Source organism: Mesorhizobium sp. P2_D6 (assembly GCF_056404315.1).
The window spans coordinates 354,353-379,908 of record NZ_JBFUEG010000008.1 but is presented as its reverse complement, the minus strand read 5'-3'; the positions used below and the strand labels follow the sequence as shown (position 1 = coordinate 379,908).

22 protein-coding genes and 2 pseudogenes are annotated in these 25,556 nt (G+C 63.9%); 18 read left to right on the top strand and 6 right to left on the bottom strand.

Going from position 1 to position 25,556, the window contains the following annotated elements:
• The 3 genes and pseudogenes from AC1D1L_RS19725 to AC1D1L_RS19715 form a co-directional block, all read right to left on the bottom strand.
• Positions 1-173 (bottom strand): annotated as a pseudogene (locus AC1D1L_RS19725) (IS5/IS1182 family transposase); the annotation flags it as partial.
• A gap of 133 nt (positions 174-306) precedes the next feature.
• On the bottom strand, positions 307-1,200 hold the full coding sequence (locus AC1D1L_RS19720) for an NmrA family NAD(P)-binding protein (protein ID WP_477343113.1): 894 nt from the start codon (positions 1,198-1,200) through the stop codon (positions 307-309).
• Between the two features lie 69 nt (positions 1,201-1,269).
• A complete protein-coding gene (locus AC1D1L_RS19715) occupies positions 1,270-1,695 on the bottom strand; it encodes a MarR family winged helix-turn-helix transcriptional regulator (protein WP_023725055.1) in 426 nt (141 codons plus the stop codon).
• Positions 1,696-1,895: 200 nt separating this feature from the next.
• Between AC1D1L_RS19715 and AC1D1L_RS19710 the strand changes: the two genes are divergently transcribed.
• Positions 1,896-2,300: a hypothetical protein gene (locus AC1D1L_RS19710; protein WP_023725054.1), complete on the top strand. Its 405-nt coding sequence runs from the start codon at positions 1,896-1,898 to the stop codon at positions 2,298-2,300.
• Positions 2,301-2,378: 78 nt separating this feature from the next.
• On the opposite strand, the gene AC1D1L_RS19705 is transcribed toward AC1D1L_RS19710, so the two are convergent.
• Together AC1D1L_RS19705 and AC1D1L_RS19700 are read right to left on the bottom strand one after the other, a co-directional pair.
• Positions 2,379-3,347 (bottom strand): alpha/beta fold hydrolase, encoded by a 969-nt coding sequence (locus AC1D1L_RS19705; RefSeq protein WP_477343111.1) that lies wholly within the window; start codon positions 3,345-3,347, stop codon positions 2,379-2,381.
• Positions 3,348-3,436: 89 nt separating this feature from the next.
• Positions 3,437-4,123, bottom strand: a pseudogene (locus tag AC1D1L_RS19700) (glutathione S-transferase family protein).
• A gap of 109 nt (positions 4,124-4,232) precedes the next feature.
• Here AC1D1L_RS19700 and AC1D1L_RS19695 point away from each other — a divergent pair.
• The gene (locus AC1D1L_RS19695) at positions 4,233-4,805 is read left to right on the top strand and encodes a TetR/AcrR family transcriptional regulator (RefSeq protein ID WP_477343110.1); all 573 of its coding nucleotides are present in this window, start codon (positions 4,233-4,235) and stop codon (positions 4,803-4,805) included.
• Between the two features lie 356 nt (positions 4,806-5,161).
• On the opposite strand, the gene AC1D1L_RS19690 is transcribed toward AC1D1L_RS19695, so the two are convergent.
• On the bottom strand, positions 5,162-5,806 hold the full coding sequence (locus AC1D1L_RS19690) for a GntR family transcriptional regulator (RefSeq protein WP_477343128.1): 645 nt from the start codon (positions 5,804-5,806) through the stop codon (positions 5,162-5,164).
• A gap of 322 nt (positions 5,807-6,128) precedes the next feature.
• Between AC1D1L_RS19690 and AC1D1L_RS19685 the strand changes: the two genes are divergently transcribed.
• The 16 genes from AC1D1L_RS19685 (at position 6,129) to AC1D1L_RS19610 (ending at position 25,344) form a co-directional block, all read left to right on the top strand.
• A complete protein-coding gene (locus AC1D1L_RS19685) occupies positions 6,129-7,256 on the top strand; it encodes a BMP family ABC transporter substrate-binding protein (RefSeq protein ID WP_477343109.1) in 1,128 nt (375 codons plus the stop codon).
• Positions 7,257-7,279: 23 nt separating this feature from the next.
• The gene (locus AC1D1L_RS19680) at positions 7,280-8,404 is read left to right on the top strand and encodes an ABC transporter permease (RefSeq protein ID WP_477343108.1); all 1,125 of its coding nucleotides are present in this window, start codon (positions 7,280-7,282) and stop codon (positions 8,402-8,404) included.
• The gene (locus AC1D1L_RS19675) at positions 8,404-9,330 is read left to right on the top strand and encodes an ABC transporter permease (protein WP_477343107.1); all 927 of its coding nucleotides are present in this window, start codon (positions 8,404-8,406) and stop codon (positions 9,328-9,330) included. Before AC1D1L_RS19680 ends, AC1D1L_RS19675 begins: the two co-directional genes overlap by 1 nt.
• Before the next feature lie 14 nt (positions 9,331-9,344).
• A complete protein-coding gene (gene biuH / locus AC1D1L_RS19670; protein WP_477343106.1) occupies positions 9,345-10,046 on the top strand; it encodes a biuret amidohydrolase in 702 nt (233 codons plus the stop codon).
• Positions 10,047-10,056: 10 nt separating this feature from the next.
• Complete coding sequence (locus AC1D1L_RS19665; RefSeq protein ID WP_477343105.1) at positions 10,057-11,586, top strand: ABC transporter ATP-binding protein; 1,530 nt, start codon at positions 10,057-10,059, stop codon at positions 11,584-11,586.
• Entirely contained in the window at positions 11,586-12,254 is a 669-nt protein-coding gene (locus AC1D1L_RS19660) for a cysteine hydrolase family protein (protein WP_477343103.1), read from the top strand. The genes AC1D1L_RS19665 and AC1D1L_RS19660 overlap by 1 nt, the downstream gene beginning before the upstream one ends.
• The gene (locus AC1D1L_RS19655) at positions 12,247-12,597 is read left to right on the top strand and encodes a cupin domain-containing protein (RefSeq protein ID WP_477343101.1); all 351 of its coding nucleotides are present in this window, start codon (positions 12,247-12,249) and stop codon (positions 12,595-12,597) included. Before AC1D1L_RS19660 ends, AC1D1L_RS19655 begins: the two co-directional genes overlap by 8 nt.
• Complete coding sequence (gene atzF / locus AC1D1L_RS19650) at positions 12,594-14,396, top strand: allophanate hydrolase (protein ID WP_477343100.1); 1,803 nt, start codon at positions 12,594-12,596, stop codon at positions 14,394-14,396. Before AC1D1L_RS19655 ends, atzF begins: the two co-directional genes overlap by 4 nt.
• 230 nt (positions 14,397-14,626) lie before the next feature.
• Entirely contained in the window at positions 14,627-15,229 is a 603-nt protein-coding gene (locus tag AC1D1L_RS19645; RefSeq protein ID WP_477231737.1) for an ANTAR domain-containing response regulator, read from the top strand.
• A gap of 2 nt (positions 15,230-15,231) precedes the next feature.
• On the top strand, positions 15,232-16,470 hold the full coding sequence (locus AC1D1L_RS19640; RefSeq protein ID WP_477343127.1) for a CmpA/NrtA family ABC transporter substrate-binding protein: 1,239 nt from the start codon (positions 15,232-15,234) through the stop codon (positions 16,468-16,470).
• A gap of 334 nt (positions 16,471-16,804) precedes the next feature.
• Positions 16,805-18,133: a CmpA/NrtA family ABC transporter substrate-binding protein gene (locus tag AC1D1L_RS19635; protein WP_435053220.1), complete on the top strand. Its 1,329-nt coding sequence runs from the start codon at positions 16,805-16,807 to the stop codon at positions 18,131-18,133.
• A 37-nt stretch (positions 18,134-18,170) separates the two neighbouring features.
• Positions 18,171-19,061: a nitrate ABC transporter permease gene (gene ntrB, locus AC1D1L_RS19630; RefSeq protein ID WP_352583552.1), complete on the top strand. Its 891-nt coding sequence runs from the start codon at positions 18,171-18,173 to the stop codon at positions 19,059-19,061.
• 10 nt (positions 19,062-19,071) lie between these two features.
• A complete protein-coding gene (locus AC1D1L_RS19625) occupies positions 19,072-19,869 on the top strand; it encodes an ABC transporter ATP-binding protein (protein ID WP_477343099.1) in 798 nt (265 codons plus the stop codon).
• Between the two features lie 4 nt (positions 19,870-19,873).
• Positions 19,874-22,324: a nitrite reductase large subunit NirB gene (nirB, locus tag AC1D1L_RS19620; protein ID WP_352561457.1), complete on the top strand. Its 2,451-nt coding sequence runs from the start codon at positions 19,874-19,876 to the stop codon at positions 22,322-22,324.
• 5 nt (positions 22,325-22,329) lie between these two features.
• The gene (gene nirD / locus AC1D1L_RS19615; RefSeq protein WP_112562149.1) at positions 22,330-22,659 is read left to right on the top strand and encodes a nitrite reductase small subunit NirD; all 330 of its coding nucleotides are present in this window, start codon (positions 22,330-22,332) and stop codon (positions 22,657-22,659) included.
• A 3-nt stretch (positions 22,660-22,662) separates the two neighbouring features.
• Positions 22,663-25,344 carry a nitrate reductase gene (locus tag AC1D1L_RS19610; protein ID WP_477343098.1) on the top strand — a complete coding sequence of 894 codons (2,682 nt, stop codon included), beginning with the start codon at positions 22,663-22,665 and terminating at the stop codon, positions 25,342-25,344.
• Positions 25,345-25,556: the final 212 nt, after the last annotated feature.

Below are 25,556 nucleotides of genomic sequence, written 5' to 3'. Positions count from 1 at the left end.
ATCGACGGGCGGCCGAGCCCCGGCCGATAGAGCCCAGCAAAATCTCGGTCCATCGCAACGAGAGCCGCGTTCACGATCTCCTGTATCACTCGCAACGGATGGTCGCGGCGAACCCGCGCCTCAAGGTCGACATACGAAAACAGCGAACCTGTCCGTTCGTCTGAGCCGCGCATCCAAAAATCCCCAAATCATCTCGGGATCAGTGAATCACGACCCAAACACCCGCGCCAGCACTTCTTCAACAGCCTGTTAGAGGTGCTTCCGACCCAGTGATTCCGATGTTCCGTCGGGCGACGCCGGAGTGGCTTACGCCGCCGCGTCGAGCGTATTGAAGGCGGCCCGGTGCGACGTGACGAAGTCCTGAACGGTCATCGGCGGCACGCCCGTCACTTCGGCGATGATCTTGTCAGCGCCCGAGAAGATGCCGTTCTCGTAATCGAGGGCGATGGCACAAAAATGCTGGATCAAAAATTCCGGCAGGCCGAATTTTTCCAGGCGATCGCGATAGGCGGGGATGGTCAGCGGCTGATAGCTGATCTTGCGGCCGAGCACCTCGCTGATGGCTGCGGCGATGCCCGGCTGGTCAAGCTCGGTCGGCCCATGAAGCGTGTAGGTCTTGCCGACATGGGCGGCCGGATCGGCCAGCAGCACTGCGATCAGGCGGGCCTGGTCCTCGGCAGCGATGGGAGCATGACGGCCAGCGCCATAGGGCAAGTCGATAATGCTCTGTTCGACGATCGTCTTGCGCGCAAACGGATAGAGCAGCCATTGCGAGAAGAAGGTCGGCCGCAGATGGATGGTGGGAACGCCCGACCAGTCGAAGATCCGCTCGGCGATCCAGTGATCGCGCGCCGCATGACTCTCGGAGTCCTCGCGCGCGGAGATCTGCGACATGTTGATCACGGCCTTGAGGCCGGCGCGCCTGGCCGCATCGGCGAAATATGCCGTCGTCTGGATGATGCCCGGACGGACGGGGTAGCAGAAATAGGCGGCGGTGGTGCCGGCGGCGGCCCGGATGACGTCCTCATGCTCGAAGAGGTCGCCGACCACGACCTCGGCGCCTGCGCTGCGAAGTGCGTCGGCCCGCTGGTCCTCCTTGTGGACCATGGCGCGGACAGTGTGGCCCTTCTCGATCAGCCGCTGGACGGTGTAGCGGCCGGTCTCACCGGTCGCGCCGGTAACGAGGAACTTGTCAGTCATTTCTATCTCCTTGTGTTTGGTCGCGTCAGTATGTGTGTAATTACACACTTATGGGTAAAAAAAGGGGAGTTACCCGCCGAGGTTCAGTTCCAGGATTTCATCGCGCATGCGTACGGCACGGTCTTGTCCGACCTCCCGCTCAAACGCGGCCTGGGCGTCTTCCCAGAGAGGAATGGCCTTCGCCACCTTTGCAACGCCCGAGGGGGAGAGCGTGACATCGAAGGCCCGGCCGCTATCGGCTCTTCCGGCGACAACCCATCCGGCCGCCTGCAGCGGCTTCAGCGCGCGGACAAGAGTGGTGCGCTCCATGCTCAGCATTTCGGCGAGACGGGTGATCTTGAGGCTTTGGTAGGCTTCCAGCAGAGATAAAATCGAGAATTGCGAGACCGACAGTCCGGCAGGCACCAGATGACTGTCGTAAAGACGGCTCAGATGCCGCGCGTTCTGGCGGGCGGCAAGGGCGTAACAGAGATGAGGACCAGTAGGTGTCGGCATGGGGCATATCTAAATGTGCAATTGCACAGTGTCAAGTCCGAACCTCGGCGCTCTACCTGCAATTGCCAGAGTCGGCACAACCCGGCTCCTCGGCTCATTGCTTGAAGTGCAATTACACACTAAGTTCGGGGAACGTCGCAGTTGAGTCTGGATCGCGCTCACGCGGCCATCCCAGAAATCACGCCATCCGGAGAAACGACATGTCGAGCAGCAACGGAGAAAAGCATCCATTCCTCGATGATCTTGCCGATAACGCCGAACTGAGAGGGACGGTCCTGCGCCGTCCGGTTTCGGGTCGAGACAAGATCAAGCACCTGGTCGAGGCCGTCGGCACGCTCTACGCCTCGCAGACGCCCATCTTCTATGGGGCGATCGATCAGCGCCATTTCCTGCAATACAAGGCAACACTTCGCACCGGCCTCGATCTGGAAGCGGTAGGCGTCATCGAGCGTGACGGGACCGGGCTCGTCCGGCGCGTGATGATGACATTTGCGCCTCTGGACGCTGCGCTGTCACTGTCGGCAGGACTGGGCGGCATCATCGGGGAGAAGTTTGGTGACGATCTCTTTTACAACGCGCCGGTGAACGAGGTCGCCGGGTCCTGATTGCCAGATCAGCATACGATCACACGCAAAGGCGCCGGGGGGCCGGGCTACCGCCACCCCCCGGCCTTTCGCTCGCCATTAGCCGCGAAGGAACGCCAGCAGGTCGGCGTTCAAGCGGTCCTTGTCGACATGCAGCAGCCCATGGGAGCCGCCTTCGTAGACAGTGAGCTTGGCATGTGGAACGAGCCCGGCGGTCAGTTTCGCGGAGATTTCCAGCGGGACGATCTGGTCGTCACTGCCGTGGACCACCAGCGCGGGAACGGTGATCTTCTTGAGGTCCTCGCGGAAATCGGTTTCCGAGAAGGCGCCAAGCGCATGATAGGCGGCGAGAAACCCGGTTGCCTGTCCCTGACGCCAGTAACTCTCCCGCAGGCCTTCCGACACATGCGCGCCCGGACGGTTGAAGCTGTAGTACGGCATGGTGACGTCGAGATTCCACTGCGACCGGTTTGCCTGCACGGCGGCGCGGAACGCATCGAACAGCTCCTTGGGAGCACCGTTCGGATTGGTCGCGGTCTTGAGCAGGAAGGGTGTCACCGAGGAAACGAAGCCGACCTTGGCGACGCGGCTCTGGCCATGGCGCGAGATATAGCGTGCGACCTCGCCACCGCCCATCGAATGACCGACAAAGGTCGCCTCGCGCAGATCGAGCGCCTCGACCAGTTGCGCCAGATCATCGGCGAAGGTGTCGTAGTCGTAACCGCCGGACGGCTGGCTCGATCGGCCAAAACCCCGACGGTCATGGGCGATGACGCGGTAGCCATTCTGCAACAGGAAGAACATCTGGTCCTCCCAGGCGTCCGACGAGAGCGGATAGCCATGGCTGAACACCACGGCCGGACCGGTGCCCCAGTCCTTGAAGTAGAGGCTGGTGCCGTCTTTCGCGACGAGGCGATCGCCTGTGGCCTTGCCGGCGCGGGCAGGCGCGGGGGTCTTTGCATCGGCGGGGGATGCGCCGGCACCAACTGCTGCAAGCCCGACGCTGGCGATGGCGACCCCTTTCAGCAGGTTGCGCCGGGAAGCGCGGTCGGTTGAGATCGTGGACATGAGGGAACTCCGTGAGGTTATGCCGCCTGGCGGCACGAGTGGCGAATGTGGTTGGACGTGTCGGCGCGATGTTCAGGTCGCGTGCGAGATTAGAAGCCGAGCCTGCGCAGATCCTCGGCGACGAACATATGGCCGCTACGGTTCTTGACGCTCGGCAGCTCGGAGACCTTCGCGCGCCAGGAGTTGAGCGCGGAATGATCGTTAGGGATGGCAATGCCGGCGGCGTCGGCGAACATCAGCCCGGCAAAGACTGTAATGTCGGCCATCGAGAACACATCGCCGGCGACGAACGACTGGTCCTGCAATACTCTGTCGAAATACTTCATCCCCGCGAGCGCCTTGTCGCGCTGACGATTGCCCCACTCCTGACGGCCGGCCCATTCCGGGCTCTTGAAGGCCTGCAGCTCGTCGCCCAGGCCCGGCGTCGCATGATGGAAGTAGTTGCCGACCGCATCGAGCAGCTCGGTCTCGGCCCGCTTCTGCATCATGTGGATGACGGCCTTTTCCTTCGGCGTCTTGCCGGTGAGCCGCGGATCGCCATCGAGGTTGTCGAGGTATTCGGTGATGGCGGTGGCCTCCGCGATCTAGGTGCCGTCCTCGAGCTGGAGAACCGGCAGCACGCCCGAGGGGTTCTTTTCGAGGAAGGCCGGTTGTTTGTGCTCGGCGCCGATGAGATCGACGGAGACGAACTCGACCTGCGGTTCGAGACCCTTCTCGGCGAGCACGATGCGGATACGGGCTGGATTGGGAAAGCCCGGGCGATCGAAGATTTTCATGGGAGGTTTCCTTCTGTCTGTCTATCGATAGATAGATTGCAGTCGTCGTTTATCCCTTCCCTTTTGTCGCGTCAACAACTATCTATCGAGTGATAGGTATGGATCGACGATGGCTAAAACCAAAACGGATATGCGCGAGGCGGTCATGACCGCCGCAAGAGCGACGGTGCAGTCGCATGGCTACAATGCGCTCAGCTTTCGCGAACTCGCGAAAGAGGTGGGGATCAAAAGCGCCAGCGTGCACTACCACTTCCCGACCAAGGGCGTCCTCGGCGCGGCGTTGGCGCGTCGCTACACCGAGGAGGGGGCAGCATATCTCGCTGAGCTCCTGGCGACGTCCGAGGACGTGACCTGGTGCATGGACAAATATACCGAGATATTTCGCTCGGCTCTGGCCAACGACAATCGCATGTGCCTGTGCGGGATCATGAGTGCGGAACTTGACAACCTTCCCACGGAGGTTCGGACCGAGGTCGACAAATTCGCCGCTATGAACGTCGGTTGGCTAGCCAAGGTGCTCTCGCGGGCCAAGCCTTCCGCCACCGACCAAGACCTGCAGGAGCACGCGATGGCGATCTTCGCAGCCATCGAGGGGGCCCAGTTGGTCGCGCGTGGCTGCCGGGACATCGGCATTTATGACCGGACGATCCGAGCCTACCGAGCGACAGGTCTTGTCCCGTAACGGTCGATGCGCCAACTGCACGGCCAAACGCACCTGCGACGCCTCCCAAGATAGAGCTCCGCATGGTCGATGTCGTTGTGGCCGAGAACGTCCATCATCTGCCTAGGGTTGGCGAACCAGCCGCTAGCATATTGATCTTGTGTAGAAAACGAGGACCCTCCGCGGCTAAATAATCGTTATCCGCCAATAGGTACGAAGCGGTTCGCCAAGGTCGACAAGAAACTGGTTCAGCCATTCGCCGATAAGGGGTCACCTTATACCGGATGGCAGCTTTGGGTCGCATCACGGTCGTTGGAGTGAAACTTTGCGCTGCCTGGAAGCGACATCGTGCGGGCACTCGGGCTGTCCGGAAATTTTCAGGCCACGTCCCGCCGAATTGGCTTGCGATCGTCAGTCGCGAACACCGCGCTCGCTTCGCTGACGATCGAGACATGGTCCCTGGCGGCCATGCCCGCAGCAACGCTGTCTCCGCGCATGATTGCGGTGACAATTAGGTCGTGTTCCTGCCAGGATTTGGCCAGCCGTCCGGGTAGCATGAACTGCGCGCGGCGGAAGGGTGCCAACCGGCTGCGGGTCATCACGGTGAGATCGTGGATATGCGTATTGTGGGCGCCACGATAAAGCCGGCTATGGAACTCGGTGTTGAAATACTCGTAGTCCTCCTCGGCACCCAGCTGAACCATCCGCGCTGAAGCCTGGTGCTCGATCTCGAGCCCGCGGCGCTCGCTGCTGGTCATGCGCTCGGCCGAGAAGCGCGCGCAGATCGCCTCCAGTTCGGCCATGCTCTCGAACATCGAGGCGAGATGCTCCTGCGTCACGACGGCGACGATAGCGCCCCTGTTGGGTCGCCTCTCGACCAGGCCCATGGCGCTGAGCTGGCCGAGCGCCTCCCTGACCGGGGTGCGCGATACGTCGAAGCGGGCGGCGAGCGAGGCCTCGTCCAGCTTTTCGCCGGGGCGCAGGTAGCCGGTGACGATCCGGTCGCCGATCGCCCGCACCATCTGATCCACGGTCGTGCCCGACCTGATCAAGCTGCGCTTCCCCGACAAGTTTCCTCCGTCGCGTCTTCTCGTGGAGTCGGCCGACTCGTTGGTCCTTCGACTCGATATGCCCTCTATGCCTCTATTTTAATCTGCCTGTCAAACTGGCTATTTTCAAGGCAAAAAGTGCATGCAATTGCCTCTGCTGTGAGCACGAGCTTTCGATACGATAACTGATTTTATTAGATAAATTTCAATTCTAAAACTGGCACGGTGATTGCATGCACTTTGTTGACGGCATGTTAACCGACCCGGAAAAGGGTCCCAAAGGGGAGCATTCACTATGACCGACAGATTCATGCTTAACCGCCGCCAACTGCTCAAGACCTCCGCCGCGGGAGCCGCACTCGGCCTGGCCTCGGCATCCTTTCCGATCAGCCGTGCCTTCGCCGCCGCCGCCACCGTCGGCTTCGTCTATGTCGGCCCGAAGGACGACTACGGCTACAACCAGGCGCATGCCGAGGGGGCGGCGTCGCTGAAGGGCATCGAAGGCATCTCCGTCGTCGAGGAGGAAAACGTTCCCGAGACGGTCGACGTCCAGAAGACGATGGAATCGATGATCAATCTCGATGGTGCCTCGCTGATCTTCCCGACCTCCTTCGGCTATTTCGACCCGCACATGCTGGCCATGTGCGCGAAATTCCCCGACGTGCAGTTCCGCCATTGCGGCGGCATGTGGAGCAAGGACAAGCATCCGATGAATGCCGGTTCCTATTTCGGCTATATCGGCATGGGCCAGTATCTCAACGGCGTCGTCGCCGGCCACACCTCGAAGAGCAAGAAGCTCGGCTTCGTCGCCGCCAAGCCGATCCCGCAGGTGCTGCTCAACATCAATTCCTTCCTGCTCGGCGCGCGCTCGGTCGACCCGACCATCACCTGCCAGGTCATCTTCACCGGCGAGTGGTCGCTGGCGGTCAAGGAGGCGGAAGCCACCAACGCCCTGGTCGACCAGGGCGCCGACGTCATCACCTGCCATGTCGACAGCCCGAAAGTGGTGGTCGAGACGGCCGCCGGCCGCGGCGCCTTCGTCTGCGGCTATCACGCCAACCAGAGCCCGCTGGCGCCGGAAAAATACCTCACCGGTGCCGAGTGGAACTGGGCCAAGGTCTACAAGATGTTCGTCGACGACCTCATCGCCGGCACGCCACTTCCCAATTTCACCCGCGGCGGACTGGCCGACGGCTTCGTCAAGATGAGCCCGCTCGGTCCCGCCGTCGGCGAGGCGGCCCGCAAGCAATTCGACGCCACCCTGGCCGAAATGATGAAAGGCGGCTTCTCCGTCATCAAGGGTCCGCTGAAGAGCAACAAGGGCGCCGTCGTGGCGACGGAAGGCCAGGCCTTCGCCGAGACCGCCATCGAGCTCGAAAGCATGGACTATCTCGTCGAGGGCGTCGTCGGCTCGACCGCCTGAAGCTGAGCGCGGAGACGGGGCCCATGACGGATACGACCAGCAGTGCGGAGGCGCCGGCACTGTTCGGCGCCAGGGGATATCCGGCGGCGCTCGAATGGATCGCCAGGCGGGCGGAAGCCTTCGTTATTCCGCTCGCGGCGCTGGTCGTCGGCATGGTCCTGTTCAGCCTGTTTATTGCGCTGGTCGGCAAGTCGCCGGTCCAGCTCTATGAAACCATGTGGCGCGGCGGCTTCGGCTCGTGGTTCTCCATCCAGAACTCGCTGTCGCGCGGAGCGCCCCTGCTGCTCGCGGCGCTCTGCGTGGCGCTGCCGGCGCGGCTCGGCCTCGTGGTCATCGGCGGCGAGGGCGCCATCGTTCTCGGCGGCGTCGCCGCCGCTGCCATCGGCGTGGCGCTGGGCGGCGCGCCATCCTCAATCGTCATTCTTGCCATGGGCGTGGCGGGCATGGCCGCCGGCGGCATCTGGATAGGTGCCGTCGGCGCGCTCCGCCATTACCGGGCCGTAAACGAAACCATCTCCAGCCTGCTGATGGCCTACATCGCCATCGCCCTGATGAACCAGCTGGTGGAAGGGCCGCTGCGCGACCCGGCCTCGCTCAACAAGCCCTCGACTCAGCCGCTCGCCGACATCTACCGCATCGGCAACATTCCGGGCATGGAGGTGCATTGGGGGCTTGCCGTCGGCGTCGTCGCCTGCGTGCTCTCCTGGGTGCTGATCGAAAAGACCCGCTGGGGGTTCGCCGCCCGTATCGCCGGCGGCAATGTCAGGGCAGCGCAGGTGCAGGGGCTGGCCGTCGGACCGCTCATCGTCGGCTTTACCGCGCTTGCCGGCGGCTTTGCCGGCCTTGCCGGCATGCTGGAAGTCGCGGCCGTGCAAGGCAGCGCCAACGGCTCGCTCGCCGCCGGCTATGGTTACACCGGCATACTCGTCGCCTTCCTCGCTCGCCACAACCCGCTGGCCATCATCCCGGTCGCCATCCTGCTTGGCGGCATCGACGCGTCCGGCGGGCTGATCCAGCGCCGCATGGACCTGCCCGACGCCACCGTGCTGGTGCTGCAAGGCATGCTGTTCATCGTCATCCTGTTCAGCGAGACCTTGTACGGCCGCTTCAAGGCCTTCAATCCCGACCTGTGGCAGAGGGCCGCCTGATGGACGCAACCGAGATCGGTCTCTGGGGCGTGCCGCTCGCCATCCTCGGCGGTGCCATCCGCGTGTCGACGCCCTTCATCTTCGTCTCGCTGGGCGAGGCCATCACCGAGCGCTCCGGTCGCATCAACCTTGGCCTCGAAGGCACGCTCGTCTTCGGCGCCATGACTGCCTATGCGGTCGCGGTGATGACCGACTCGCCATGGCTCGGCCTGCTGGCCGCCGCGGCCGCCGGCCTTTGCTTCGGCCTGTTCCATGGCTGGATCTGCAAATTCCCGAAAGTCAATGACATCGCAATCGGCATCGCGCTGATGCTGTTCGGCTCGGGGCTCGCCTTCTTCTTCGGCAAGCCGTTCATCAAGCCGAAGGCGTCCAACCTTCCGGCCATTCCGTTCGGCGCATGGTCCGACATTCCGCAGGTGCAGGCGGCGCTCGACGTCAACGTCCTGTTCCTGATCGGGGCGGCACTTTCGCTCGTCCTGTGGTGGGCCTTCCGCAACACTCGCGCCGGCCTCATCGTGCGCGTCGTCGGCGACAGTTCCGACGCCGCGCGCGCCATGGGCCTCAACCCGAACACGGTGCGCCTCGTCGCCACCGGTGTCGGCGGCGCGCTGGCCGGTATCGGCGGCGCCTATCTGTCGCTCTACTATCCCGGCAGCTGGACGGAGCGCATCTCGTCTGGCCAGGGGCTGATGGCGGTGGCACTGGTCATTTTCGCGCGCTGGAATCCGCTCGGCTGCTTTGCCGCTGCCCTTCTGTTCGGCGGCGCGGGCGCACTAGGCCCGGCGCTGCAGTCGGTCGGCGTCACGCAAGGCTACTACCTGTTCTACGCCGCGCCTTACATCCTCACTCTGATCATCATGATCGCCACCTCGTCGCCGAGCCGTTCGCTTGCCGGCGCGCCGGGCGAATTGTCGATCACCAAATAACTGGAGTTTTTGCCATGAACGCCAGAGCCGAGATCACCCAGCGCTACATCGACGCCGACCCCTATCCATGGCCCTACAATGGCGAACTTCGCCCCGACAACACGGCGCTGATCATCATCGACATGCAGACCGATTTCTGCGGGCCGGGCGGCTATGTCGACCATATGGGCTACGACCTGTCGCTGGTGCGGGCGCCGATCGAGCCGATCAAGTCGGTGCTGTCGGCGATGCGGGCGAAGGGCTACACCATCATCCACACGCGCGAGGGTCACCGGCCCGACCTCGCCGACCTGCCGGCCAACAAGCGCTGGCGCTCGCGCCGCATCAATGCCGGCATCGGCGATCCCGGTCCTTGCGGGCGCATCCTGGTGCGCGGCGAGCCGGGTTGGGACATCATTCCCGACCTTTACCCGATCGAGGGCGAGCCGATCATCGACAAGCCGGGCAAGGGCTCGTTCTGCGCCACCGACCTGGAACTGATCCTGAACCAGCGCGGCATCGAAAACATCGTGCTCACCGGCATCACCACCGATGTCTGCGTCCACACCACCATGCGCGAGGCCAACGACCGCGGCTTCGAATGCGTCATGCTGGAGGATTGTTGCGGGGCGACCGACTACGGCAATCATCTCGCCGCCATCAAGATGATCAAGATGCAGGGCGGCGTCTTCGGCGCGGTGTCGAACGCGGTGTCCTTTGTCGCCCAACTGCCGTGAGGAAGCCAGGATGAGCGCGATCACCGGCAAGGCCGTCGGCGTCGAGACCATCGGCATGACCATGCGTTTCGGCGCCTTCACGGCGCTGGGCGATGTCTCGATCAAGGTGCCGGCCGGCTCTTTCCACGCCCTGCTCGGCGAAAACGGCGCCGGCAAGTCGACGCTGGTCAAATGCATGATGGGTTTCTATCACCCGACCGCCGGCGGCATTCTGGTCGACGGCCGCGAGGTGGCGATCGCCAGCCCCAGGGACGCATCGGCGCTCGGCCTCGGCATGGTCTACCAGCATTTTACCCTTGTCCCGTCGCTGACCGGCGCCGAAAACCTGGTCATTTCGCGTGAGAAGGTTCCCGGCGTGATCGACTGGCGCAAGGAGCGCGGCGACCTTGCCGTGTTCATGGATCGCATGCCGTTCAAGCTGCCGCTCGACGTCAAGGTGGCCGAACTGGCGGCCGGCGAGAAGCAGAAGCTGGAGATCATCAAGCAGCTCTATCTTGGCCGGTCCTTCCTGGTGCTGGACGAGCCGACCTCCGTGCTCACCCCCGGCGAGGCGCAGGAAGTGCTGGGCCTTGTGCGCGACATGACAAAAGCCGGCGACCTCACCGTGCTGATGATCTCGCACAAATTCCACGAGGTGACGGCGTTCGCCGACGACGTCAGTGTGCTGCGCAAGGGTCGGCTGACCGGCACCGGCCGCGTCGTCGATCTAGACCGCAAAGCCATGGCGGCGATGATGATCGGCGACCAGCCGATCGCCGCGCTCGACAGCCGCGCCGAGCCCATGCCGGACGCCGAGATCGTGCTCAAGGTCACGGCGCTGAAGGCGCCTGACCGCACCGGGCTGAAGTCGATCCGGATCGAGGATCTCGGCGTGCGCTCCGGCGAGATCGTCGGCATCGCCGGCATTTCCGGCAACGGCCAGAAGGAATTCCTCGAAGTGCTGGCCGGGCAGCGCCCCCGCGATGCCGGCGAAGTCATGGTGCGCGGTACCGCCTACGCGGCGACGCGCGCCGAGGCGCGTGCGCTCAACGTCCGGCTCATCCCGGAAGAGCCGCTGAAAAACGCCTGCGCGCCGAAGATGACGGTGGCCGAGAACATTTCCTTCCGCACCTTCGACATCGACAGCAACGGCAAGCCAGTGAGCTGGATCAGCGCCGGCGCCATCAAGGCATTCAGCGCCAGGCTGGTCGAGCAGTTCAAGGTCAAGACCGCCTCGCTTGCCTCGCCAATCGCTTCGCTGTCGGGAGGCAATGTGCAGCGTGCCGTGCTCGCGAGGGAACTGACCGGCGAAGTCGACCTTCTGATCGTCTCCAACCCGTGCTTCGGCCTCGACTTCTCGGCGGTGGCCGAAATCCGCGCCCGCATCATGAAGGCGCGCAATGCGGGGGCCGCCGTGCTTCTGATGTCGGAAGACCTCGACGAACTGCTCGAACTGTCCGACCGCATCTTCGTCATGTCGGACGGCGCGCTGGTCTATGAGACGCCGATTGCGCAGGCCAGCGTGCAGACCATCGGCGAACACATGGCGGGACATCACTGATGGCGGAAATCGATGCGCTGCCGTTTTCCTTCACCTTCAAGCCGCAGACCATGGCGCTGGTGGTCATCGACATGCAGCGAGACTTCGCCGAGCCCGGCGGCTTCGGCGCCAGTCTCGGCAACGACGTCGGCCGCGTGACCGCGATCGTGCCGACAGTGAAGCGGCTGATCGAAGGCTTTCGCGCCGCCGGCCTGCCGGTGATCCACACCATGGAGTGCCACAGGCCCGACCTTTCGGACCTGCCGCCGGCCAAGCGCGACCGCGGCAATCCGTCGATCCGCATCGGCGATATGGGCCCGATGGGACGTCTACTGGTCGCGGGCGAACCCGGCACCGCGATCCTCGACGAGCTTGCGCCCTTGCCCGGCGAGATCGTCATCGAGAAGCCCGGCAAGGGCGCCTTCTATGCGACCAGCCTTGGCAACGACCTCAAGTGGATCGGCGCCCGCCAACTCGTCTTTGCCGGCGTGACGACCGAAGTTTGCGTACAGACGACGATGCGCGAGGCCAACGATCGCGGCTATGAGTGTCTGCTCGCCGAGGACGCGACGGAAAGTTATTTTCCCGAGTTCAAGGCGGCAGCAATCGCCATGATCAGGGCGCAGGGCGCCATCGTTGGCTGGACGGCAACGACCGACCAGGTGCTCGAGGGAATTGCCAATGCCTAATCTTGCCTTTGCCGGCCTGCTCGACGGCGGCTGGCGCGATCTGGCGCTCGAGCATTTCCGCGACGGCATAAGGGTGCACTGGCTGCTCAAGGGCGGACCGGTCGAACCCTCGGTCGCCATCCTCAGCTACCAGCCTGGCGCCGGCGTGCCGCGCCACCGCCATGTCGGGCTGGAGACCATCGTCGTGCTGGAAGGCATCCAGAGCGACGAGAACGGTGACTATCCTGCCGGCAGCGTGATCCTCAATCCGGTCGGGACCGAGCATTCGGTGTGGACGAAGGGCGGCTGCGTCGTGCTGATCCAGTGGGACCTGCCGGTGATCATTCTGGGGGAAACGAGATGAGTGATGTCCACTTCGACATAGCGAGCCTGCACGCGGCCTATCGGGACGGCGTCAGCGTTGGCGATGTGATCGCGACGATTTATGCCCGCATCGAGACGGCTGACGATCCGGGCATCTTCATCCATCTCGCCGCCCGGGCGGATCTGCTTGCGGCGGCCGAAGCGCTCGGCCCGTTCGACCCGCTGGGAAAACCGCTCTGGGGCATTCCCTTCGCCGTCAAGGACAACATCGACGTCGCCGGCATGCCGACGACGGCGGCCTGCGCCGAATACACCTACTGGCCCGACAGTGACGCCACCGTAGTGGCGCGGCTCAGGGCCGTCGGCGCGCTCGTCGTCGGCAAGACCAATCTCGACCAGTTCGCCACCGGCCTCGTCGGCGTCCGCACGCCCTGGCCGATCCCGCGCAACGCCATCGACGCGGAGCTCGTGCCGGGCGGCTCCTCCTCGGGGTCGGCGGTGGCGACGGCGCGCGGCATCGTCTCCTTCGCACTCGGCACCGACACGGCCGGCTCCGGCCGCATCCCGGCCGGCCTCAACAACATCGTCGGGCTGAAGCCGACCGTCGGTGCGCTGTCGACGGCCGGCGTCGTGCCGGCCTGCCGCACGCTCGACTGCGTCTCGGTGTTCGCGCTGACCGTCGACGACGCCTATCTGGTGTTCTCGATCGCAGCCGCGCGCGATGCGGCCGATGCCTATTCGCGCGACATCGCCGTCCAGCCGCTCGCCGCCCGCCCGCCGGTGCTGAACGTCGGCATCCCGGCAAAAGCCGACCTGAAATTCTTCGGCGATGCGGCGATGCAGGATGGCTTCGAGGCCTCGCTTGCCATGCTGTCGCGGCTCGGCTGCCGGCTGGTCGAAATCCCGTTCGGCGATTTCTACGCCACCGCCAACCTCCTCTATGAGGGCGCCTGGGTGGCCGAACGTTATGCGGCGATCCGCGATTTCATGGAAGCCAACGAAGCCGCCATGCATCCGGCGACGCGCAAGATCATCGGCGGCGCCAGAAGTCTGTCGGCGGCGGACGCCTTTCGCGGCCTCTATGCCTTGCAGGCCTACAAGGCGAAGCTCGCCCCGGTCATCGCCTCGGTCGACCTATTCTGCGTGCCGACCGCGCCGACGCATTACACCACTGCCGGCGTGCTCGCCGATCCGGTCGAGACCAACAGCCGGCTCGGCACCTACACCAATTTCGTCAACCTGCTCGATATGTGCGGCATTGCCGTACCGACCTGCACGCGCGATGACGGCCTGCCGATGAGTGTGACGCTGCTTGCGGCCGCCGGACTGGACGGCCTTGTGGCGTCCGTCGCGCGCGATCTCCATGCCGCGAGCGGCCTCACCCTCGGCGCGACTGGCTGGCGGCAGCCGGGCGCGCAGCCTGTCGGCGCATCGGCCGAAGACGGTACGATCGAATTGGTGGTGGTCGGCGCTCACCTCTCGGGAATGCCGCTCAATGGCCAGCTCAGGGAGGCTGGTGCCCGGTTCTGCCGGGCGATGAGGACGGCCTCTTCATACAAGCTTTATGAGCTCGCGGGCCAAGCCACGCCCAAGCCGGGACTGGTCCGTGTCGGCAACGACGGCACTGCGATCGAGGTGGAGGTCTGGCGGCTGCCTGCCGACGCTTTCGGCCACTTTGTGGCCGCCATCCCGCCGCCGCTGGGCATTGGCAGTATAGAGCTTGATGACGGCAGCACCGCCAAAGGCTTTCTGGTGGAATCCGTGGGCTTGCTAGGCGCTTCCGACATCTCGTCATTCGGCGGCTGGCGCCGCTTTTTGTCAGATCGCGTTCCCGTTTGAACTTCGTCAACACACTTTGCGAAGGCAAGAAGGGGGGACCCGACCGAGGTAGGTTGAACTTCTGATTATCTTGGTTGCGAAGCCGGAAAGTATCTGGCCCGCAATCAGTGCCCTTCCTCAGATAAATGGGATCGATCGTATAGCGGCAAGCTCGACGCACCAGGGAATCGGCCTGTGACCGGTCGACGATCCCGCATTGCACAATTCTTTCGCTTGGTCACAATGCAGGCATGGTCCGCTCTCCACTCGCCGTCCTGGTGATCGACGAAAACCGCATACGTGCCTCGATCATCGAGGCGGGCTTGCGCGAGGCCGGGCATGAGCGGGTCACTATCATTCATGACGTGATCGGCATCGCACGCCGCATTGCCGAGATCGAGCCGGACGTCATCGTCATCGACCTCGAAAATCCGAATCGCGACATGCTGGAAAGCATGTTCCAGCTGTCGCGCGCGGTGAAGCGGCCGATCGCCATGTTCGTCGACCGCTCGGACCAGGCCTCGATCGAGGCAGCAGTCGATGCCGGCGTCTCGGCCTATGTCGTCGATGGTCTCAGGCAGGAGCGCGTCAAGCCGATCCTCGATATGGCTGTCAGCCGCTTCAACGCCTTCTCGCGCATGGCGCGCGAATTGGAAGAGGTTCGCGGTGAGCTCGAGAACCGCAAGGTGATCGATCGCGCCAAGGGCATATTGATGAAGTCGCGCGGCCTGACGGAAGAGGCCGCCTACACGCTGCTGCGCAAGACGGCGATGAACCAGAACCGCAAGATTAGCGACATCGCCCAGAGTCTGGTGACCGCTGCCGGACTGCTCGGGCCGTCGGAGGACGAATGAGCATGGACGCCGAGCACCAGATCACCGCCGGCTTTATGCCGCTGTTCGACAGTGCCGTGCTGGTTGCGGCCGGCGAGCTTGGCTTCGCTACACGCGAAGGCATCGATCTCACGCTGCACCGCGAGACCTCCTGGGCCAACATCCGCGACCGCATCGCCATCGGCCACTTCCATCTCGCGCATATGCTGGGACCGATGCCGCTCGCCTGCAATCTTGGGCTGACGCCGCTCGCCTCGGAAACCATCGTGCCGTTCTCGCTCGGCCTCGGCGGCAATTGCGTCACCATCTCCAACACTGTGTGGGCCGGGATGGCGGCGCTTGGCGCCAAGGCCGACCTCGACCCAGCGCGCGCCGGTGCCGCACTTAGCGCGCTCATCCGCGAGCGCGCTGCTGCCGGCCACGACCCGCTGCGCTTTGCCGTGGTGCACCCACACTCAGGGCACAATTACGAACTGCGCTACTGGCTCGCCGCCTGTGGCATCGAACCAGGGCGCGAGATCGAGATCGTCATCGTGCCACCGCCCTTCATGGCCGATGCGCTGGCCGCCGGCCGGATCGACGGCTACTGCGTCGGCGAGCCCTGGAACAGCGCTGCGGTTGCCGCCGGCACCGGCCATATCGTCACCGTCAAGGCGTTGTTGTGGCGCAACAGTCCGGAGAAGGTGATCGGCGCGCGCAAGGCCTGGGCAGAGCAGTCCCCCGAGGCGCTGGCGGCGCTGTTGCGCGCACTGCATCACTCGGCGCGCTGGTGCCAGGATCCGGCGAACTACGCCGAATTGGCTGATGTGATGGCTCAAGCTGGCTTCCTCGGCCTGCCACCAGCTGTCCAGATGCCGATCCTGACCGGCCATCTCCAACTGGGCGGCGGCGCCGAACTGGATGTCGACGACTTCTTCCTCCCGTTCGACAAGGCGGCGAACTTTCCGTGGAAGAGCCATGCGCTGTGGTTCTACACGCAGATGGTGCGCTGGGGCGACGTCGCGCACACGCCGGAAAATCTCGCCATCGCCAGGGATTGCTACCGGCCCGACCTCTACCGCGCGGCGCTGAAGCCGCTCGGTGTGGCGCTGCCCGGCGCCAACGCCAAGGTCGAGGGCGCGCTGAAGGCGGCAACCCCTGTCGGTTCGGCGGGTGCCAGCCTTGTGCTCGGCCCGGACGGCTTCTTCGATGGCCAGATATTCGATCCCGACGAGATCGACGCCTATATAGCCAGTCAGAAATCAGGCCTGCTCCGAGCCTGATCGTTTTTGCGCCATTCTTGTGCATTGCACAAAAATTGTGCGTGCAATTGCTCTAATGAACAATCTTTGACCTCCCAGCCTATGCGCCGGCGTAATGGGATTGCTTCGGATTGCTGATTTCATTGATGTTTTTCCTCCAATACAAAACTGGCACGGTTCCTGCTTTGAAATAGTCAGGCCCTTCGCGGGTCACGGAACAGGCGTCCAATGGCGGGCGCCACAGGCAAAGCTGCCGCTCAGGTCAAGATGCGATCCCGGATGTACGGACGCGCGAGGCCTGGACGGTGGCTTTTTTGTTTTGGGCCAACGCCCTCGCGTTCAACCGGAGACGACGATGAAGAAGACGATGAAGCAATGGATCGGGACAGGCACGTCGCTCAAGGATGTGACGCGTCGCGATTTTCTTGTCAGCAGTGCCATGACCGCCGGTCTGTTCATAGCGGCTCGCAAGCTCTTCCCCTCGGGCGCCTATGCCGCCACGACTGCTCCGGAAGTCACCGGCGCCAAGCTCGGCTTCATCGCGCTGACCGATGCGGCACCGCTAATGATCGCCAAGGAGAAGGGGCTGTTCGCTAAACACGGAATGCCCGATGTCGAGGTGCTGAAGCAGGCCTCCTGGGGCGCGACGCGTGACAATCTGATGCTCGGCGGCGAAGCCAACGGCATCGACGGAGCCCACATCCTGACGCCGCTGCCTTACCTGATGCACACCGGCAAGGTGACGCAGAACAACCAGCCGATGCCCATGGCGATCGTGGCGCGGCTCAATTACGACTGCCAGGGCATTTCGGTGGCGCAGGAATATGCCGCCACGGGCGTCGGCCTCGATGCCTCCAAGCTGAAGGACGCCTTTGCCGCCAAGAAGGCAGCCGGCAAGGAGATCAAGGCCGCCATGACTTTCCCGGGCGGCACCCATGACCTCTGGCTGCGCTATTGGCTCGCCGCCGGCGGCATCGATCCCGACAAGGATGTTTCGACCATCGTGGTGCCGCCGCCGCAGATGGTCGCCAACATGAAGGTCGGCAACATGGACGTCTTCTGCGTCGGCGAGCCGTGGAACGAGCAACTCGTCCATCAGGGTGTCGGCTTTACCGCTGCCACGACAGGCGAGTTGTGGAAGGGCCATCCCGAAAAGGCGCTCGGCCTGCGCGCCGAATTCATCGACAAATACCCGAACGCCACCAAGGCGATCCTGATGGCCGTCATGGAAGCGCAGCAATGGTGCGAGGCCATGGAGAACAAGGACGAGATGGCCGCCATCATCGGCAAGCGGCAATGGATGAACGTCCCTGTCGCCGACATCATCGGCCGCCTCAAGGGCGACATCAATTACGGCAATGGCCGCGTCGCCTCCGGCACCGATCTCTACATGAAATTCTGGAACGGCGGCGTCTCCTATCCCTTCAAGAGCCACGACAGCTGGTTCCTCGCAGAAAACATCCGTTGGGGAAAATTCGCGCCGACCACCGACATCAAGGCACTCGTCGATCAGGTCAACCGCGAGGACCTGTGGCGCGAGGCGGCCAAGGATCTCGGCGTTGCCGCGGCCGACATCCCGGCGTCTTCATCGCGCGGCGTCGAGACCTTCTTCGACGGCAAGGTCTTCGATCCCGCCAACCCGTCCGCCTATCTCGACAGCCTGAAGATCAAGGCATCCGCCTAATCGTCGGCGCCAGTGGCCCAAGGAGTTTTTCCCAGACATGTCGATTCAGACTATCGAGGACACAACGGTGAAGGCGTTCCCCGCGAAGCCGGCGGAGGTCATCGCCTTCACCGCCAAGGCGCGGCGCCGCTTTGATCCGATCGTGATCGCCGGCAAACTGGCCAGTGCGCTGGTGCCGCCAGCGATCGTCATCGCCCTGATGCTGGTCGTCTGGCAGATCGCCTGCTCGTCGCCCACCGCCAGCCTGCCGCCGCCGAGCCAGGTCTGGAACGAGGCCTATGACCTGATCGCTCATCCGTTCTTCAACAACGGTCCGCAAGATATCGGGCTGGCGTGGCGGGTGCTGATTTCGCTGCAGCGCGTCGCCATCGGCTTTGGCCTGGCGGCGGTCGTAGGCGTCGCGCTTGGAGCATTGGTCGGCCAGTCGATCTGGGCGATGCGCGGTCTCGATCCGGTGTTCCAGATCCTGCGCACCGTGCCGCCGCTGGCCTGGTTGCCGCTGTCGCTGGCAGCGTTCCGCGATTCCAGCCCGTCGGCGATCTTCGTCATCTTCATCACCTCGATCTGGCCGATCATCATCAACACCGCCGTCGGCGTGCGCAACATCCCCGAGGACTACCGCAACGTCTCGCGCATCCTGCGGCTCAACCAGTTCGAATTCTTCGTCAAGATCATGGTGCCGGCCGCGGCTCCCTACATCTTCACCGGCTTGAGGATCGGCATCGGCTTGTCCTGGCTCGCCATCGTCGCCGCCGAAATGCTGACCGGCGGCGTCGGCATCGGCTTCTTCATCTGGGATGCCTGGAACTCGTCGCGGCTGCCCGACATCATCGTCGCGCTCGCCTATATCGGCGTCACCGGCTTCTGCCTCGACCGTCTGGTCGCGGCGGTCGGTGCCTTCGTCACCCGCGGCACAACGGCAAAGTGAGGAGAGCTTGATGAAAGCCTATCTGAAACTCGATCATATCGACAAATGCTTTGCCCGCGGCAATCAGGTCAGCGAGGTGCTGAAGGACATCAGGCTGACCATCGACAAGGGCGAGTTCGTCTCGATCATCGGTCATTCCGGCTGCGGCAAGTCGACCTTGCTCAACCTGATCGCCGGGCTGACCAAGGTTTCCGCCGGCGCCGTGCTGCTCGAAGACAAGGAAGTCGACAGCCCCGGACCCGAACGCGCGGTGGTGTTCCAAAACCATTCGCTGCTGCCGTGGCTCACCGTCTACGAAAACATCAACCTGGCGGTATCGAAAGTCCTCGGTCGGACCAAGAGCAAAGCCGAGAGGCATGACTGGATCATGCGCAATCTCGATCTCGTCCAGATGGCGCATGCCAAGGACAAGCGGCCAGCCGAAATATCGGGCGGCATGAAGCAGCGCGTCGGCATCGCCAGGGCTCTGGCCATGGAACCGAAGATCCTGCTGCTCGACGAGCCGTTCGGTGCGCTCGACGCGCTGACGCGCGCCCATCTGCAGGATGCGGTGATGGACATCCATTCCAGGCTCGGCTCGACGACGATCATGATCACCCACGATGTCGACGAGGCAGTGCTGTTGTCCGATCGTATCGTCATGATGACCAACGGCCCGGCGGCGACCATCGGCGAGGTGCTTGCGGTGCCGCTGGCGCGTCCGCGCCGGCGCATCGAACTCTCTTCGGACCGCACCTTCCTGCGCTGCCGCGAGGCGGTGCTGAAGTTCCTCTACGAACGCCACCGCTTTGTCGAAGCCGCGGAGTAACGCCATGAGCGAAAAACTCGTCATCATCGGCAATGGCATGGCCCCAGGGCGCATGCTTGAGCATCTGCTTGAGCAAGCTCCCGGTCGCTACACCGTCACCATCTTCAACGCCGAGCCGCGCGTGAACTACGACCGCATCATGCTGTCGCCGGTTCTGTCGGGCGAAAAGGCCTATGAGGAAATAATCATCCACGGCGACGGCTGGTACATCGCCAACAACATCACCCTCTACAAGGGTCACAAGATCATCGCGATCGACCGGACGGCGAAGACCGTCACGTCCGATCATGGCGTCACCGAGCCTTACGACAAGCTCGTCATCGCCACCGGCTCGGTGCCGTTCATCATTCCGGTGCCCGGCCATGATCTGCCGGGCGTGCTGACCTATCGCGACCTCGACGACGTGCAGGCGATGATGCTTGCCGCGCAGTCGCGCGCCAAGGCCGTGGTCATCGGCGGCGGCTTGCTCGGGCTAGAGGCTGCGGCCGGTCTCAACGCCCAAGGCATGGACGTCACCGTGCTGCATGTCATGCCGACGCTGATGGAGCGCCAACTCGATCCGGCCGCCGGCTATCTCCTGCAGCGCGCCGTCGAACAGCGCGGCATCAAGGTCATCACCAAGGCCAACACAAAGGCGATCACAGGCAACGGCAAGGTCGCGCAGGTCGAACTTGCCGACGGCACCGTCATTCCGGCAACGCTGGTGGTGATGGCCGTCGGTATCAGGCCGAATTCGGCGTTGGCCAAAGAGGCTGGCATCGCCGTCAACCGCGGCATCGTCGTTGATGCCGGCATGCGCAGCAACGATCCCGATATCTACGCACTCGGCGAATGCGCCGAGGTCAACGGACAGGTCTACGGCCTGGTGGCGCCGCTCTACGAAATGGCACGCGTTGCGGCACGCCAGCTTGCCGGCGACGAGGCAGCCGCTTTCGTCCATATGGACACCCCGACCAAGCTCAAGGTCACCGGCATCGACCTGTTCTCGCTCGGCGACTTCGCCGAGGGCGAGGACCGCCAGGAGATCGTGCTGCGCGATGCCGCGGCCGGCGTCTACAAGCGCCTGGTGCTGAAGGACGATCGCATCATCGGCACCGTGCTCTATGGCGAGACGGCGGATGGGGCCTGGTTCAACGATCTCAAGAAGAAGCAGACCGACATATCGGAGATGCGCGACACACTGATCTTCGGCCAGTCGTACCAGGGGGGTGCCCCGCTGGACCCTATGGCGGCCGTTGCAGCCTTGCCGGATGATGCGGAAATCTGCGGCTGCAACGGCGTTTGCAAGGGCAAGATCACAGGCGCGATCACGGCCAAGGCCTTGACCTCGCTCGACGACGTGCGCGCCCACACCAAGGCGTCGGCCTCTTGCGGCTCTTGCACCGGGCTGGTCGAGAAGCTGATGGTGCTGACCATCGGCGACAAGTACAACCCGGCAGCAGTACAGCCTATGTGCGGCTGCACCACGCTCGGCCATGACGAGGTGCGCCGGCTGATCATCGCCAAGAGCCTGAAGACCATTCCGGCCGTCATGCAGGAGCTGGAATGGACAACTTCTTGCGGCTGCGCCAAATGCCGGCCGGCGCTCAACTACTATCTCGTCTGCGACTGGCCGGACGACTATGCCGACGACTATCAGTCGCGTTTCATCAACGAGCGCGTTCACGCCAACATCCAGAAGGACGGCACCTATTCGGTGGTGCCGCGCATGTGGGGCGGCGTGACAAACGCCGCGGAACTCCGCGCCATCGCCGATGTCGTCGACAAGTTCGAGATCCCCATGGTCAAGGTCACCGGCGGCCAGCGCATCGATATGCTCGGTATCCGCAAGGAAGACCTGCCGGCGGTGTGGGCCGATCTCGGCCAGGCCGGCTTTGTCTCCGGCCATGCCTACGCCAAGGGGTTGCGCACGGTGAAGACCTGCGTCGGTTCGGACTGGTGCCGTTTCGGCACGCAGGATTCGACGGGCCTCGGCATCCGCATCGAAAAGTTCATGTGGGGCTCGTGGACCCCTGCCAAGGTCAAGATGGCGGTGTCGGGCTGCCCGAGGAACTGCGCCGAGGCAACCTGCAAGGATGTTGGCGTGATCTGCGTCGATAGTGGCTACGAGATCCATTTTGCCGGAGCGGCCGGCCTCGACATCAAGGGCACCGAGGTGCTCGGCCTTGTGAAGACAGAAGACGAGGCGCTCGAACATATCGTGGCGCTGACGCAGATGTATCGCGAGCAGGGCCGCTATCTCGAACGCATCTACAAATGGGCCAAGCGCATCGGCATCCCGGAGATCAAGCGCCAGATCATGGACAACGGCGACAAGCGCAAGGCCTACTACGACCGCTTCGTCTTCAGCCAGAAATTCGCCCAGGTCGACCCGTGGTCGGAGCGCGTCTCCGGCAAGGACAAGCACGAGTTCAGGCCGATGGCTTCGGTCGGGTTTGCGCAGGCGGCGGAGTGAGCATGATGAATTGGATCGCCATTGGCTCGCTCTCGGACATCCCACGCCGTGGGGCGCGCTGCGTCGCCACGCCGGAAGGCAAGGTCGCGGTCTTCCGCACCCAGGACGATCAGGTCTATGCAATCGACGACCACTGCCCGCACAGAGGCGGACCGCTGAGCCAAGGCATTGTCCATGGCACCGCGGTCACCTGTCCCTTGCACAATTGGGTGATCTCGCTGGAGACGGGCAAGGCACTCGGCGCCGATGAGGGTGTGGTGCGCACCATTCCGGTGCGCATCGATGGCGAACATCTGTTCATTGCGCTGGAAGCGCTGGCCAGCCGCGCGGCCTGAATCATGGAAATCGACGCAGCGCGCGAGGTGAGGACCACCTGCCCCTATTGTGGGGTGGGTTGCGGCGTGCTGGCGAAGGTCGCCGCGGACGGGCAAGTGTCGGTCCGCGGCGATCCCGACCATCCTGCCAATTTCGGCCGGCTTTGCTCCAAGGGCTCGGCCCTGGCCGAAACCATCGACCTCGACGGCAGGCTGCTCCACCCCGAAATCGACGGGCGCCGCGCCGGCTGGGACGAAGCGCTCGACCGCGTCGCCACGACCTTTGCGCGGACCATCGCTGAGCACGGTCCGGACTCGGTCGCCTTTTATGTTTCCGGACAGCTGCTGACCGAAGATTACTATGTCGCCAACAAGCTGATGAAAGGTTTTATCGGCTCGGCCAACATCGACACTAATTCCCGCCTCTGCATGGCCTCATCGGTGGCCGGCCACCGACGCGCCTTCGGCTCCGACACCGTGCCGGGCACCTATGAGGATCTCGAGCTCGCCGACTTGATCGTGCTGGTCGGCTCCAACCTCGCCTGGTGCCATCCCGTTCTCTACCAGCGCATCGCAGCAGTGCGGGAAAAGCGGCCCGACATGAAGGTCGTGCTGGTCGACCCGCGGCGTACCATGACTGCTGACATCGCCGACATGCATCTGGCGATCGCGCCGGATGGCGACGTTGCTTTGTTCACGGGGCTGCTCGCTTATCTCGGCCAGCACAACGCGGTCGACCGCGGTTACATCTCTGCGCACACCGCGGGTTTCGGCCAAGCGCTTTTCGCCGCCTCGAAACTCGACCTTGCCGGTGTCGCAGCCGCAACCGACCTCAGCGAGGATGAGCTCACCCGGTTCTACAGTCTGTTCGCGGCCACCGCGAAGACCGTCACTGTCTACAGCCAGGGCGTGAATCAGTCTTCGTCGGGCACCGACAAGGTCAATGCCATCATCAACTGCCATCTCGCCACTGGCCGGATCGGCAAACCCGGGGCAGGGCCGTTTTCGGTGACCGGTCAGCCAAACGCCATGGGTGGCCGCGAGGTCGGCGGCATGGCCAATATGTTGGCCGCCCATATGGAGATCGAAAACCCTGAGCATCGCGACCGCCTGCAGCGCTTCTGGAATGCGCCGACCGTTGCGCAAAAGTCCGGCCTGAAAGCTGTGGAGATGTTTCAGGCGCTCGCCGACGGACGCATCAAGGCGCTGTGGATCATGGCCACCAACCCGGTCGATTCCATGCCGGATGCCGACGCCGTTGAAGCAGCAATCAAGGCCTGCCCCTTCGTCGTGGTGTCGGACGTGTTGGCCAAGACCGACACCGTCCGCCATGCCCATGTCCGGTTGCCCGCCGCCGCATGGGGCGAGAAGGACGGCACCGTCACCAATTCAGAGCGCCGAATCTCGCGCCAGCGCTCCTTTCTGCCAGCACCCGGCGAGGCGCGACCCGACTGGTGGATCGTCGCCGAGGTTGGCAAGCGGATGGGTTTTGGCGAAGCATTTTCCTATTCGTTGCCGGCGAAAATCTTCGCCGAACACGCCGCGCTGTCGGGCTTCGAGAATGACGGCGCGCGCGATTTCGATATCGGTGCCTATTCAGGTGTCGATGAAGAAGACTATCACGCGCTGGCGCCTTTCCAGTGGCCAGCGTCGAGCTCCCAGAAGACCGCAGCTGGTTCCTCCATCACCCGTTTCTTCGCCGACGGCAATTTCTACACAGCCGACCGCAAGGCGCGGTTCGTCGCCATTCGGGCCGCCACGGAAAGCCGCACCAATCAGGACTATCCGCTCATCCTCAACACCGGCCGGGTCCGCGACCACTGGCACACCATGACGCGGACCGGCAAAAGCCCCCGTCTGTCCCAGCACATCGCGGAGCCCTTCGTCGAGATTCACCCTGCGGATGCGCAGCGCTACGGCATCGGCGACGCCGACATCGTGCGTATCTCCAGCCCGCGCGGCGAGGTGCTCGTGCGCGCAATGATCACGTCCCGCCAGCGCCGTGGCAGTCTGTTTGCACCGATGCATTGGACCGACCAGTTCGCCGCCAAGGGCCGGCTCGACGCGTTGACCGCGTCGCTCACCGACCCCGTTTCCGGTCAGCCCGCCTTGAAACACGTCGCGGTTCGGCTTGAGAAATTCGCCGCAAAAGCTTTTGGCTTCGCCGTGACGCGGCGACGTCCCGAGGCGATCGACGCCGACTACTGGGCAGCAGCCCGCTGCAGGGGTGGCTGGCGCATCGAACTCGCTTTCGCCGAGGCGGAGATCGACTGGACAGGCTTTGCCCAGTCCCTGTTCGGCGCGCCGCCGGAAACCGAAATGCTCGCCTATCACGACCGCGACGCGGGCCAGCACCGTATCGCCGCCTTCGATGACAAGCACCTCGCCGGGGCCTTGTTCGTTGCGTCCGGCCCGGTCGCGGTATCACGCGGCTGGGCAGCGCAACAGCTCGAGGAGGTGCACGCCAGCCAGCGCGAACGCTTCCGCATCGTCGCCGGCCGCGCTGGAGCCGAACGGCCAGATGCCGGTGCGATCGTCTGTTCCTGTTTCGGCGTCGGGGTCAACCAGATCGTGGCGGCAGTGACGGCCGGCTGCGCGACCGTCGATGCCATCGGCAGCGCCCTGAAGGCCGGCACCAATTGCGGCTCCTGCCGGGCGGAGATCAGGGCGATCATCCAGGTCAATCGGTTTCAGGCCGCGGAGTAGATGCGGCCGGCTCTTGGATGTGGCGCTCGTTCCAGATCGCCTATCCGAGCCGACACGGGAGAGACGCCACCGCTCGCGGCGCCTATCTATGGACAGCTCGCAACGGAGCAGCGACATTGGCGGCTCACAGCAGGCGCATGGCAGCGGTTTCGGATTTCGAGCAGGAACTTTTCTGTCGGAGCCGGCGGTCAGACGCTAACGTTCCACCGCGG

Excerpts from the sequence above, each read along its gene's own strand:
- AC1D1L_RS19720 (WP_477343113.1), bottom strand. The coding sequence starts at position 1,200 with ATGACTGACAAGTTCCTCGTTACCGGCGCGACCGGTGAGACCGGCCGC.
- AC1D1L_RS19715 (WP_023725055.1), bottom strand. The coding sequence starts at position 1,695 with ATGCCGACACCTACTGGTCCTCATCTCTGTTACGCCCTTGCCGCCCGC.
- AC1D1L_RS19710 (WP_023725054.1), top strand. The coding sequence starts at position 1,896 with ATGTCGAGCAGCAACGGAGAAAAGCATCCATTCCTCGATGATCTTGCC.
- AC1D1L_RS19705 (WP_477343111.1), bottom strand. The coding sequence starts at position 3,347 with ATGTCCACGATCTCAACCGACCGCGCTTCCCGGCGCAACCTGCTGAAA.
- AC1D1L_RS19695 (WP_477343110.1), top strand. The coding sequence starts at position 4,233 with ATGGCTAAAACCAAAACGGATATGCGCGAGGCGGTCATGACCGCCGCA.
- AC1D1L_RS19690 (WP_477343128.1), bottom strand. The coding sequence starts at position 5,806 with ATGGTGCGGGCGATCGGCGACCGGATCGTCACCGGCTACCTGCGCCCC.
- AC1D1L_RS19685 (WP_477343109.1), top strand. The coding sequence starts at position 6,129 with ATGACCGACAGATTCATGCTTAACCGCCGCCAACTGCTCAAGACCTCC.
- AC1D1L_RS19680 (WP_477343108.1), top strand. The coding sequence starts at position 7,280 with ATGACGGATACGACCAGCAGTGCGGAGGCGCCGGCACTGTTCGGCGCC.
- AC1D1L_RS19675 (WP_477343107.1), top strand. The coding sequence starts at position 8,404 with ATGGACGCAACCGAGATCGGTCTCTGGGGCGTGCCGCTCGCCATCCTC.
- biuH (WP_477343106.1), top strand. The coding sequence starts at position 9,345 with ATGAACGCCAGAGCCGAGATCACCCAGCGCTACATCGACGCCGACCCC.
- AC1D1L_RS19665 (WP_477343105.1), top strand. The coding sequence starts at position 10,057 with ATGAGCGCGATCACCGGCAAGGCCGTCGGCGTCGAGACCATCGGCATG.
- AC1D1L_RS19660 (WP_477343103.1), top strand. The coding sequence starts at position 11,586 with ATGGCGGAAATCGATGCGCTGCCGTTTTCCTTCACCTTCAAGCCGCAG.
- AC1D1L_RS19655 (WP_477343101.1), top strand. The coding sequence starts at position 12,247 with ATGCCTAATCTTGCCTTTGCCGGCCTGCTCGACGGCGGCTGGCGCGAT.
- atzF (WP_477343100.1), top strand. The coding sequence starts at position 12,594 with ATGAGTGATGTCCACTTCGACATAGCGAGCCTGCACGCGGCCTATCGG.
- AC1D1L_RS19645 (WP_477231737.1), top strand. The coding sequence starts at position 14,627 with ATGGTCCGCTCTCCACTCGCCGTCCTGGTGATCGACGAAAACCGCATA.
- AC1D1L_RS19640 (WP_477343127.1), top strand. The coding sequence starts at position 15,232 with ATGGACGCCGAGCACCAGATCACCGCCGGCTTTATGCCGCTGTTCGAC.
- AC1D1L_RS19635 (WP_435053220.1), top strand. The coding sequence starts at position 16,805 with ATGAAGAAGACGATGAAGCAATGGATCGGGACAGGCACGTCGCTCAAG.
- ntrB (WP_352583552.1), top strand. The coding sequence starts at position 18,171 with ATGTCGATTCAGACTATCGAGGACACAACGGTGAAGGCGTTCCCCGCG.
- AC1D1L_RS19625 (WP_477343099.1), top strand. The coding sequence starts at position 19,072 with ATGAAAGCCTATCTGAAACTCGATCATATCGACAAATGCTTTGCCCGC.
- nirB (WP_352561457.1), top strand. The coding sequence starts at position 19,874 with ATGAGCGAAAAACTCGTCATCATCGGCAATGGCATGGCCCCAGGGCGC.
- nirD (WP_112562149.1), top strand. The coding sequence starts at position 22,330 with ATGAATTGGATCGCCATTGGCTCGCTCTCGGACATCCCACGCCGTGGG.
- AC1D1L_RS19610 (WP_477343098.1), top strand. The coding sequence starts at position 22,663 with ATGGAAATCGACGCAGCGCGCGAGGTGAGGACCACCTGCCCCTATTGT.